Origin of the sequence: Kribbella sp. NPDC051587, from assembly GCF_044453945.1 — a bacterium.
Taxonomy (GTDB): Bacteria; Actinomycetota; Actinomycetes; order Propionibacteriales; family Kribbellaceae; genus Kribbella.
In genome coordinates, this window is record NZ_JBITDE010000013.1 from 254,574 (window position 1) to 265,959 (window position 11,386).

The 11,386-nt window shown below is 67.7% G+C and carries 7 protein-coding genes; all 7 read left to right on the forward strand.

Going from position 1 to position 11,386, the window contains the following annotated elements; translation table 11 throughout:
- The first annotated feature begins 121 nt into the window (after positions 1 to 121).
- The 7 genes from ACIA49_RS34730 (at position 122) to ACIA49_RS34760 (ending at position 11,239) form a co-directional block, all read left to right on the forward strand.
- Positions 122 to 1,312 (forward strand): hypothetical protein, encoded by a 1,191-nt coding sequence (locus tag ACIA49_RS34730; protein ID WP_396382358.1) that lies wholly within the window; start codon positions 122 to 124, stop codon positions 1,310 to 1,312.
- Positions 1,309 to 1,926, forward strand: coding sequence for a hypothetical protein (locus tag ACIA49_RS34735; protein WP_396382360.1), 618 nt, complete (start codon positions 1,309 to 1,311; stop codon positions 1,924 to 1,926). The genes ACIA49_RS34730 and ACIA49_RS34735 overlap by 4 nt, the downstream gene beginning before the upstream one ends.
- Positions 1,919 to 2,608, forward strand: coding sequence for a hypothetical protein (locus ACIA49_RS34740; RefSeq protein ID WP_396382362.1), 690 nt, complete (start codon positions 1,919 to 1,921; stop codon positions 2,606 to 2,608). The genes ACIA49_RS34735 and ACIA49_RS34740 overlap by 8 nt, the downstream gene beginning before the upstream one ends.
- Entirely contained in the window at positions 2,605 to 5,721 is a 3,117-nt protein-coding gene (locus ACIA49_RS34745) for a chromosome segregation ATPase (protein ID WP_396382364.1), read from the forward strand. The genes ACIA49_RS34740 and ACIA49_RS34745 overlap by 4 nt, the downstream gene beginning before the upstream one ends.
- Before the next feature lie 108 nt (positions 5,722 to 5,829).
- Positions 5,830 to 8,571 (forward strand): AbfB domain-containing protein, encoded by a 2,742-nt coding sequence (locus ACIA49_RS34750; protein WP_396382366.1) that lies wholly within the window; start codon positions 5,830 to 5,832, stop codon positions 8,569 to 8,571.
- A 1-nt stretch (position 8,572) separates the two neighbouring features.
- Positions 8,573 to 10,390, forward strand: coding sequence for a glycoside hydrolase family 76 protein (locus ACIA49_RS34755; RefSeq protein ID WP_396382367.1), 1,818 nt, complete (start codon positions 8,573 to 8,575; stop codon positions 10,388 to 10,390).
- Between the two features lie 198 nt (positions 10,391 to 10,588).
- The gene (locus ACIA49_RS34760) at positions 10,589 to 11,239 is read left to right on the forward strand and encodes a hypothetical protein (protein ID WP_396382368.1); all 651 of its coding nucleotides are present in this window, start codon (positions 10,589 to 10,591) and stop codon (positions 11,237 to 11,239) included.
- Positions 11,240 to 11,386: the final 147 nt, after the last annotated feature.

Here is an 11,386-nt window from a genome sequence, read left to right on the forward strand (position 1 = left end):
ATGTTCGCGATGGTAGGCAGCTCCGCCACGGTCGTCATCCGGTTTTCCACAGGCTCGGCGGGCCTGGTTTTGGTCTGTCGGAGTCGGTGACTAGAGTCCCTGGCACACGGGAGGAGTGCGCATGGACGCGACGTTGCTGGACGCGGAGGCCGAAGCGGCCGTGCTGCGCGTCTACCGGCAGGTGTTCGCCGTGCTCGCGCGCGAGGCCGGGGCGATGATCGTCGATCCGGAGCTGCTGGACGCCGATCAGGCGATCCTGGATGCGTTCGCCGAGGCCGGGAGCGACGGGCTGACCGTCGAGCAGGCCACGCTGGCGTGCCGCGCCTACCCGCACGATGTGATCGTCCGCCGCTTCGAGGTGCTCCGGCAGTACGGCGCGATCACCAAACTCGTCGACCGTCCGAACGAGCTGCGCCACCGCGCGGCCTTCGCGCCGTACGTGATGCTGATGTTCCTGCGCCGGATGTCGGTGCAGGGCGGTCAGGGTGAGCTGCACCAGTTGCTGACCCTGGAGGCACACAGCGTCAGCGACCCGAAGTCCACCGAAGAGGACGGGCTCGCTTCGATCGAGCGCCTCACCAAGGTCTTCCGGCTGCTCGGTAACGAGCTGGCGATTCTCGTCGCGACCAGCACCAGCGCCCAGCTCCGGGAGAATGCGCAGCTCGCCTGGGGTAACGAACGGCTGATCGAGCAGGCCGAGACGGTCCACCGCATCGTCCTCGGCCGTTGGCCAGGTCTGCACCGGGCCTGCACGTCGCTGCGGATGTCACTCGCGGCCTATGCCGATGCTGTCCAGCTGGCCGCGGGCCGGCTGGTCGAGAGAGCCGGTACGACGCGCGCACTCGGCCTGCTCCCGATCGAGACCTGGGTGTCGTTCACTCGCGGAAGCGAGCCGGATGCGTTGGCCGCGGTGCTCGACGGGCTGCTGTTCGACGCGGCTGCGCCGGACTTCTCGCCGCAGACGATGGTCGAGGCAGTGGAGACTGGACGCCGATCCGGTACGGCGCGGATGGCGCCGCCCCGCCCGACTGCGGATGTGGACGCACCCGAGTCGGCCGCGGCGACTGATCGTGAGGAGCTGCGCTCTGAGGCCGAGCGGGTGCTCGCCGGGCGGCCGTCGGTGGAGATCGTCGAGGTGATCGACGACGCGGGCGACTGGGTGACGGCGCGACGAGTGCTGGCCGAGCTGACCGCGGCACATCTCCATGACGAGCTGGACTACGAGCTGGTGTGGTCCGACGGGATGCGGATCGACCCGTCAGCGGGGACGCCCTGGGCGACCGAAGGCGTGTTCCGCCGGGTGAGCCGATGAGCACCCCGGCTTCGGAGGCCGTCGAACGGCGGCTCTACAACGCGCTCTGGTGGGCGAAGGTGCAGTCGGCCGGCCCGCTCCCGGTCGACCCGGATACGCCGGCAGTGGCTGGATTGACCCGCGCGGCCGAGCCGGACGGCTCCACGGTCTGGCTGGTGCCGATGATCCCGTCGGGCGCGGGGCACGCCGTACTGGATGAGCTTGGAACGCCGCCAGTCGCTGTCGAGCAGCCGAACGAGACTGCTCGGGTGCTGGCGATCGTGGTGGCTTGTTGCTGGACTGATCGCAGTGGTTCGGCTTGGCCGGGTTCGGTCGGGACGCTCGCACAGGTCAGAGCCGTGTACGCCGGGATGCGGGGGCGGGCCGAGCAGTCGAGTGACCTGACCCTGATCATCGGCAGCCTGCGGCGGCTGCACGCGACGCACTGGATTCGCTGGAACGAGAAGGCCGGCGAGGTGCGGCTCGGTCCCCGCGTCATCAACTGGACGGCGGCCGACCAAGCGACCCTTCGAGACCTGTGTCGGCACCTCCCCGATCCCCCACCGCCAGTCCTCAGCACGACAGCTGAGGCCGCAGAACCTGAGCCGCTGGTACCGGAGGCTGCTGATGAGTGAGCAGCAGCATGTGTTGTTCGATCCGTTGTTGCAGGACCTGAGCGACCGCGCGCGTGATGAGGTGCTGGCCGCGTTCAGCGCTGTCCAGTACGCCGCGCATCCCGTGGCCGAGGTGCAGTTGGCCGGCCTGCGTGATGTGACGCTGCGGCGGCAGGTGCAGAAGATGCTGAAGCTGATCGGTCGCGTGCTCGTGCAGGTCGACGGCACGCACTGGACCTCCGGGTACGCCGATGACATTGCCGCGGCGCTCACCGCGCAGGGCTGGCAACCGTTGTCGGTCGTCGACCGCGCCGTACTCGTCCTCGTGCTGATCCACTCCGTCGCGATACCCCGCAGCGAAGGCATCCTCACCGGCGACAGCTGGAAGTCGGCCCGGCCGACCACGGTCGACGAGCTCCGCACCACGAAGATCAGCGGTGAAGAGCGACGGCTCGCCCTGCAACGACTGCGCGCAGCCGGACTCATCCAGCTCTCCGGCGACCACTCCGGTGGTCCGAGCTACATCCCCGGTCCACAGCTACAACGCCTCACCCCAGCAGCGCGGCGCCGACTGCAGGACCAACTCATCCTGGCCGCAGCACCGGCCAGTCCGATCGCCGAAGCCATCCGGGCCCGCAACGGGACGGCAACCCCACTGGACGCGGCGTCGAGCAGTACAGAACAAGAAGAAGGAGTGGCATGAGCAGCACGGTGGAGGACGGTCCGTTCGACATCCTCGGGTCGAAGGTGCTGCTCGGTGTCCAGGTCGTCGACCTGTCCCGGCTGTCCACGCACCCGATTCCGATGGTCGGTCAAGGGCTCGTCACTGTGGCGGGTCAAGGCCCGACCGACTCGAACGGCGCCGGCAAGTCGTCCTGGATCGCCGCGCTCAGCCTGCTGCACGCGGACGACCAGTGGCGGCTCACCAGCGGTGCACCGGGTGCGGCCGAGCTTCTGTTCACCGCCGAGGCGGCCGGCCAGGAAGGCAACTGGTCGAACGTCGACCGCGGGTACATCGTCGGCGTCTTCTCCGATCCCGACCTCACCGAACTCGACGAGATCGAGGCGGCCGCGATCACCGTCTGGATCCGCATCAACCGCAAAGCGTCGTACCTGGATCTGCGCTGGAAGAACGGCCTGCATGTCCCGTACGGCGCGACCGAAGCCGAGCGTGCTGCCGGGGCAGACGCGTTGTGGGCGGCACTCCCGCACTCCAACGGCCGCACCGACTTCCACGCCAACAAGCTTTCCAGCGTCCTGTACGGCGGTCAGGTCCGCTGCGTCTCGTTCCTCTCGACCTCGGTGCGCTCCAGCCCGACCGCGAACCTGCTCGCCGAACCACTGAACGAGCTGGGCCCGGCCCGGATCTTCAACGCGATCGCGACCCTGACCGGCCTCGACCACGAACTCGAGCAGGAGCAGGCGCACCGATCGGCCGAGCACACGCAGCGCGAGGCGACCAAGCAGGCGGCCGCCGACCTGCAGCGCTGGGAGCAGGAGATGGCTGCTGTTGAGGCCGGCATCCTGCAGCGTGGCGCAGCCCGAGATGCCTTGGCCTCCGCGAAGGAGTCCTGGCAGGCACGGTGCGCGCGGCACCTGATCGACGGTGACGCCCGCAACGGCGAAATCCTGCAGGAGCTCGGCGAACTCGATGAGCGGGTCGCCGAGCAGGAGGCTCGCCGGGAGGCGGTCGACGCCGAGATCGATGCCTTTGGCAACGAAGAGGTACTGCTCCGCGATGTCCAGCTGACCCGGCAGGAGCGCGACAAGCTCGATGCGCGCGACCGCGATCTCGACCTCGCGCAGCGCTCGGTCCGCGAGCAGCTCGAGCGGCTCGGTCAAGAGCACCGGCGGCTGTTGGATGCGGGTCGTTCCGCGGACGGGCGCGATCTGGCCGCGGCCGGCGAGGAGCAGACCGAAGCGCGGGAAGCGCTGGAGGAGCACATCGGGCGCGATCACGCTGCCCGATCCGCGGTCGACGTCGCGACCGCCGAGCTGCGCGAGGCCGAGAGCGGGCAGACCGTTTCCGCTGCCCAGCAACAGGTTTTGGAGAACGCCGGGCTCGAATGCGGTGCGCTCACCGACATCACCGACCTCCCCGCTTCGGCCCGATCCGAGTGGGAGCCGCGACTGGCGCCGTACCGGGAGGCTGTCGTCATCGACGCCGGTGATGCGGCGGTTGCTTCGACAGCGCTGGCCGATGCCGGGTATGCCGGATTCCTGCTGGTGCTGGCGAATCGGCCGGGGTCCAAGCGCGCGAAGGGCGTCCCGGTCTCCGCCGACAAGCGCTTCGCCCTGGATGCTTTCTTCACGACGCTCGCCGAGCGCGCCACGAAGGACAACATCGACGACGTCGCCGGCGTCGTCGCGGTCGGTCAGTTCGACGAACCGCTCACCGGCCGGACCGCGCGGATCGAGGCGGCACGCCGCCGCGTCGAGGCCGCGGCCGAAGCACGCGCCGCAGCATCAACCGCGCTGGAGCAGGCTCGCGCCCGCGTCGATCAGGCAGAGCGCCGTACGGCGGCCGCTCGCGCGCTGGCCGACGCCGAGTCGGTGCAGGAGCAGATCCTCGCGCTGCGCGAAACGATCGACCGGCACGAGAACGACCGCGACTCGCTCGCCCCGCAACTCCAAGCAGCCAAGGAATCCGCCGAGGCCGCGGCCGGTCAGCAACTGGTTCGCGACGAGCGGCTCAAGAACCTCGAGTCCACTCGCCGCGATCACGACCGGATCCTCGACGACCTCACCGGCCGCCGGCTCAAGCTGCTCGAGGAGCAGACGGCGCTCGACCTGACCAGCCGGATCACCGCCTGGGGCACCACCCCGGCCGAAGCCGAGGAGTTCCTGCTCGGACTGCCTGACGACGCCCAACGCCGTACGACGGCGGACTGGAATCATCAGGCGTGCACGCAGCTCGATGACGTGATCCGCCGCTGCTTCCCCAACGCTCGCTCGCGTGAGGAGATCCCGGCCGAGCTCTGGGAGATCCTCAACGGACCAGACGGCTGGACGAACGGCACGCTCGGTGCACGCGTCGGCCTGGTCCCGGCGCTGCAGCGGACGCTGAGCAGCCACCTTGCGCAGCACGAGACGTTCGACAGCCTGCAGCAACAGCAGATCGCCAATCAGCGCGCCGAACGCAACGCCGCGTTGGAGCGTGCGCGCGAGGGTCTCGGCGAGGCCGAGAGCACAGCCCGCGCGCACCGCGCATCACTTGCCGACGGCATCAAGGCCCGGCTTCGCCTGGTATCACAGGAGTTCGACCGCCTCGACCAGCAGTACGGCGGATACGGCGCGAAGCTGGAGTTCCCCGAGCCCGACCCTCCCGCCGAGCCGGACAAGCCGTGGCGGTGGACGGTCACGCCGAAGTGGCGACGCTCGGAAGGCGGCCCGTTCTCGGCGTTCAACGTCAAGGGCAACACCGCGCAGATGGACGAGAAGGCCGTGAAGCTGGTCTGCGCCGCCGCGCTGGCCGGCGGATCCGACCGGCCGCTGCTCCTGATCCTCGACGAGCTCGGCCGCAACCTGGGTTCTCAACACCGACGTGAGGCCGTGGCGCTGTTCGAGCAGATCGGCCGAGACCGCAACATCACGGTCATCGGCGCGCTGCAGGACGACATGGAGCGCTACGCCCTGGCGTCGTCGCGGCTGTACGTCAAGCTGCGCCGCAGCTCGGACACGATGGCGTACAACCAGGCACCCGTCGTCAAGGGCAACGAGGAGTACTCCGCGCGCGTGGAGCTGCTGCGCTCGTGGCTCGAGTCCTACCGCGGCAAGACCCCGACGCTCGAGATGTCTTCGCCCACTCTGACGTAGACAAACGCTTTCCTACAGAAACAATCATCCAGAGTCTTGATTTAGTCGTCCGGGCCCGCATACTGACGGGTGAGAGCGCTCTCTCCTACCGCCCCGAGGAGACTACAGATGACCTCCGGCCTGCTTCGTCATGCCTTCGTACGGCTCACTCTGCTGATCGTTCTCGCGATCGTCAGCAGCGGACTGGTTTCGGCCCCCGCCCAAGCCTTCGCACTGAAGCCGCCACCGCTGACGACGCCGTGGACCAATCAGGTCTCGGTGACCAACCCGCTGCCCGAGTACCCACGGCCACAGCTGACCCGAACCGACTGGCAGAGCCTCAACGGCGTCTGGCAGTTCGCGCCGACCAGCAATCTCAACAGCCCGCCGATCGGTGGGACGCTGGCCGAGGAGGTGCTGGTCCCGTACCCGATCGAGTCGGCGCTGTCCGGCATCCAGCGGCACGAGAATCGCATGTACTACAAGCGAAACTTCACCGTCCCGGCCGGTTGGTCCGGCCGGCACGTGCAGCTGAACTTCGGCGCGGTCATGTGGCAGTCCAAGGTCTGGGTGAACGGCGTCCTGCTCGGCTCGCACGAAGGCGGGTACGACGCGTTCTCGTACGACGTCACCTCAGCACTCCGCGCCGGGAACAACGAGATCATCGTCGGCGTCTGGGCGCCGGTCGACGCTGAGGACATCCCGTCCGGCAAGCAGCGCCTCAACCGCGGCGGCATCTGGTACACCCCGTCGTCCGGCATCTGGCAGACCGTCTGGCTCGAACCGACCCAGGCCACCTGGATCACCCGCCTCGACACCACTCCGAACGTCGCCGCCGGCGGCCTCGACCTCAACGTCCAAGCCTCGTCCGCCGGCCAACCGGTGCGTGCACAGGTCCTGTCCGGCGGCCAGGTCGTCGGTGAAGCCACCGGCGTCTCCGGTACGTCGTTCCGCGTGCCGGTGCCGAACGCCAGGCTCTGGTCACCCGATGACCCGTTCCTCTACGACCTCAAGGTCACCCTCGGCAGTGATGCGGTCGGCGGGTACTTCGGGATGCGCTCGGTCGGCAAGGCGATGATCGGCGGGTTCCTGCGCCCGACGCTGAACGGCAAGTTCGTCTTCCAGCTCGGCACGCTCGACCAGGGATTCTGGCCCGACGGCCTCTACACCGCACCGACTGATGCCGCGCTGCGCTTCGACCTCGAACAGCAGAAGTCGCTCGGTTTCAATATGGTCCGCAAACACATCAAGGTCGAGTCGGCCCGCTGGTTCTACTGGGCCGACAAGCTCGGGCTGATGGTCTGGCAGGACATGCCGTCGCTGGTTGCCGGCCGCAACGCATCGACGACCGGTGAGGCGCGGTACGAATCCGAGCTGCGCCGGATGATCGACAACCACAAACAGATCACGTCGATCGTGCAGTGGATCCCGTTCAACGAGGGCTGGGGAGAGTTCCAGGCGGGCCGGATCGCCGACCTGGTGAAGAGCCTCGACCCGACCCGGCTGGTCAACCACAACTCCGGATCGAACTGTTGCGACTCCGATCCGGACCCTGGCAACGGCGACATCATCGACGACCACATGTACGTCGGTCCTGGGATCGCGCGAGCTCCGTCGAGTACCCGGGTGCTGCAGCTCGGCGAGTACGGCGGACTCGGTCTGCACGTCCCCGGTCACGAATGGCCGAGTGGGAACAGCTTCGCCTACGAGATGCTCCCGACCAGCGAAGCGCTGACGAACCGCTACCTCCAGATCACCAGTCAGCTGCCGGATCTGATCAACGGCTCCGGACTGTCGGGTTCGGTCTACACCGAGCCGACGGACGTGGAAGACGAGATCAACGGCTTCTTCACCTACGACCGGCAAGTGCAGAAGATGGACTTCGCCCGCGTCCGCGCCGTCCATCAACAGGTTCTGGCGGCCGCGAACGGTACGGCGTTGCCGACCGGGAAGCTGGTGTCTTTCCGGGTCACCACGCCGAACTACACCAACCGCTATCTCCGGCACATCAACGGAGTGGCGAACACCGAGGTGGTTGACGGCGGGAGCAGCCAGAGTCTGAAGCAGGACGCCACGTTCTGGGTCCGCTCCGGGCTGTCGAACGGCAGTTGTTTCTCGTTCGAGTCGCGCAACTTCCCCGGCCAGTACCTGCGCCAGCGTGACCAGCGCGTCTACAAGGAAGCCAACACCGGCGGCACGTTCGCAGCCGATGCGACCTTCTGTGCCCGCCCAGGTCTGAGCGGCGGCGGTACGTCGCTGGAGTCCGCAGCACGGCCCGGCCAGTACCTGCGGCACCGGAACTCCGAAGTGTGGGTCGACGGCGACACCGGTGGCTCCTTTCGCGACGACTCCACCTGGAACCTCATACCGGCGTGGTGGAAGAGCGGTGCGGACCTCAGCGTCGGTCAAGCCCGCACGTTCCGCGTGACCACCGCTGGCTACACCAACCGGGTACTGCGGCATCGGGACAGCCTCGCGCGTACAGATGTGGTGGACGCGGGCTCTGCGCTGGCTGACCGCCAGGACTCCACCTTCGTCGTACGGGCTGGTCTGGCGGAGAGCACCTGCTATTCACTCGAGTCGATCAACTTCCCTGGTCAGTACCTGCGGCACAGCAACTACCGACTGCAGAAGGCGACCAGCGACGGTTCCGACACGTTCCGCCGGGATGCGACATTCTGTGCACAGCCTGCGCTGGCTGGCGGCGCGGGGAACGTGTCTCTGCAGTCGTTCAACTACCCCACCTACTACGTGCGCCACGCCAGTGAGCTGGTGTACATCGCTACAGCCAGTGGGGCGAACGCGTGGGACGGCGGCGGCAGCTACAACGCCGACGCGACCTGGACCGATCAGTCCGGGTTGGGAGGCTGAGATGCGCCGGCTACTTCTTGCTCTCGCGGTGCTGGGCGCAACACTCGTCGTACCGGCGTCTGCCCATGCCCAGGTGCCGTTGGCACAGGTCTGCTCGGTCGCGTGTGACACGCTCGATCCGTCACGGGCTCAAGAGGAAACCTTCCCGGTGCCGGAGAAGGTGATCAACGGACGGCGCGTCGTACTGCATGTCTCCGACAAGGACTCGATGGCCTGGGGCAGCATCGACAACGGCGTCGCCAACGACTCGGTGTGGCTCGACCGCAGCTGGGACGGCGGTGCGACCTGGGAGGGCCTGCTCGGCAAGGCCTGGATCCCCAGTGGCTGGACCGGCACCCGGACGCTCATGTACAACCTGGCGGACCCGGCCGGCCACCGGCGCGGGATGATCCGTGCCTGCGGCGACGCAGCCGGAGTGGACTGCACCGCCTGGGCGTACCCGATCATCTGCGCCGCAGCCTGCGACGGTAGCGACGGACCGTCCGGTGACAACCAGCCCGTCCCGTCGGCTTCCCTGTCCGGACGCCGGATCGCGCTGCACGTCGACAACCGCGGGATGGCCTGGGGAACCATCGACACCGGCAAGGCCGGCGACGAGGTCTGGCTCGACCGCTCCTGGAACGAAGGCGCCTCCTGGCCCGGCGGCTCGTCCCTCGGCCGCCTCAGTGTCGGCGCCGGTGCGACGTCGGTGAAGACCAAGCTCTACGCCACGGCCGATCCGCGCTCCAAGCTGTACGGCGGCGCCGTCCGCGCCTGCGGCCGCGCGGTCGAAGGCCAAAACGGCACCTGTACGGCGTGGGCGCGGCCGGCGGCGGATCGCACCTCGGCCGCGGCTGACGCGCTGATGTACTCCTACCAGCCCTACACCGCGTGGTGGCTGTCGAGCTGGTGGAACTCCGCGGTCGCGCTGACCACGGTGATGGACTACCAGCAGCGGACCCGGCGTACCGATCTGCGCTGGATCGTCAACGAGATGTACGAGAAGAACAAGGGCGTCTTCGCCGCCGGAGTGAAGAGCGGGGATGCGCTCGAAGGCAACTTCATCAGCCGGGCGATCGACGACACCGAGTGGTGGGCGATCGCGTGGATTCAGGCGTACGACCTGACCGGCGACCGGAGGTACCTGGACATGGCGGTGGCCATCGCGAACTACGTCCAGGGCTACTGGGACACCGGCTCGTGTGGCGGCGGGGTGTGGTGGGACCGCGAGCGGACCTACAAGAACGCGGTCACCAACGGTCTGTACATCCGGATGACCGCGGCTCTGCACAACCGCCTGGCTGGTGACTCGGTGTGGTTGCAGCGTGCGACGACCAGCTGGAACTGGTTCAAGAACAGCGGCATGATCAACTCGGCCGGCCTGGTGAACGACGGGATCAACGCCTCGTGCACCAACAACGGGCAGACGGTCTGGACGTACAACCAGGGTCTGGCGATCGGCGGGGCGCTCGAACTGTGGCGCGCCACCGGAGACAGTGCCGTACTGGCGAAGGCACGGCAGCTGGGGGACGCGGCGATTTCGTCTTCTCTGCTGAGCCCCGGAGGGATCCTGACCGAGTCGTGCGACCCGGCGGGCAACTGCGATGACAACCAGAAGCAGTTCAAGGGCATCTTCATGCGGTACCTGATGGATCTCGCGGACAGCACTAGTGACGCGTCGTACAAGACCTACGCGCAGCGGCAGGCGGACTCGATCTGGCAGAACGATCGGGACACGCTGAACCGGCTCGGGCAGCGTTGGGCCGCCGGCGGGGTCCGGGACTGGCGGACGCAGGCCAGCGCGCTCGGTGGATTGCTCGCGGCGACGCCGAAAAGCTGAGGTACTTCGGACGCTTATTTACTAAAACCGGACCCCGGTGGTCACCTCCGACCCATCGGTGCCGCAGACTGGTCGGGTGGAACTTCCAGAGAACCGCGCGGGCTCTTCACGCCGAGTAGGCGGAACTCTGGCCAACCATCCGGCCACCGGCGTACCGTCTGCTGCGCAGGATCGGCCGGCTCACGATCGGAGGGCGTGATGGCATCATGGCTTTTGCGCGCCCAGTGGGCTCATCGTGACGAGACCGTCGAGCACCGCGCGCTGCGGGTGGGACGGACGCTGACAGCGGTGGCTGTCGCGTTCCCAGACGTCCATGTGTGGACGCAGGACGAGCGGTGGGGGTACCACGTTCTCGGGGCGGATGGATCGACTCCGCTCGAGGAGATGGTCGAGGCCACTACCAAGGTGCTCGCCAACGGCTCCAGTACCACTCGGTTGCACCTGCAGAGCACTGGTGAGCTGCCCTGGCTGTTCGATCTGTCCATGGGCGGGACGCTCACGACGGTTTCGGACCAGGTCACGCTGCACTGGAGCGACGACGACGCGCTGATCCAGTCAGATCGGTTCGCGCAGGTACTGCGTGCTGTCGTGTCGATCTGGGAGCCAGAGTGGGCGAGCATCGCCGATACGGAGCTGGCAGCAGCCGCGGGAGTCTTCCGTCGGGGGATCCCGATGATGGGCTGGCTCACGTACGTCCGCGGGATGGTGGCCGGCGCGCACGGGATCGACATTCAGCTGACGCCGTTCGAGCGTGGAACGCTGCTCCAGGCCCCGGTGTCACCTGCAGACCTCACTCCGGTCCACATCTGCGCTGCAGCGGCCCTGGTGGGCATCGCTCCGGAAGGCTGAGCCCAGTACTGCTAGGCAGTCTTAGCCGGGAGCTGATTTACCCAGACATATGTTAAGGGCCACCCCTCACGGGGTGGCCCTTAACAGTGTGAAAGTCCGGCGGCGTCCTACTCTCCCACGACCTCCCGATCGCAGTACCATCGGCGC

Coding starts and splice junctions, on each gene's coding strand:
- ACIA49_RS34730 (WP_396382358.1), top strand. CDS start 122: ATGGACGCGACGTTGCTGGACGCGGAGGCCGAAGCGGCCGTGCTGCGC.
- ACIA49_RS34735 (WP_396382360.1), top strand. CDS start 1,309: ATGAGCACCCCGGCTTCGGAGGCCGTCGAACGGCGGCTCTACAACGCG.
- ACIA49_RS34740 (WP_396382362.1), top strand. CDS start 1,919: ATGAGTGAGCAGCAGCATGTGTTGTTCGATCCGTTGTTGCAGGACCTG.
- ACIA49_RS34745 (WP_396382364.1), top strand. CDS start 2,605: ATGAGCAGCACGGTGGAGGACGGTCCGTTCGACATCCTCGGGTCGAAG.
- ACIA49_RS34750 (WP_396382366.1), top strand. CDS start 5,830: ATGACCTCCGGCCTGCTTCGTCATGCCTTCGTACGGCTCACTCTGCTG.
- ACIA49_RS34755 (WP_396382367.1), top strand. CDS start 8,573: ATGCGCCGGCTACTTCTTGCTCTCGCGGTGCTGGGCGCAACACTCGTC.
- ACIA49_RS34760 (WP_396382368.1), top strand. CDS start 10,589: ATGGCATCATGGCTTTTGCGCGCCCAGTGGGCTCATCGTGACGAGACC.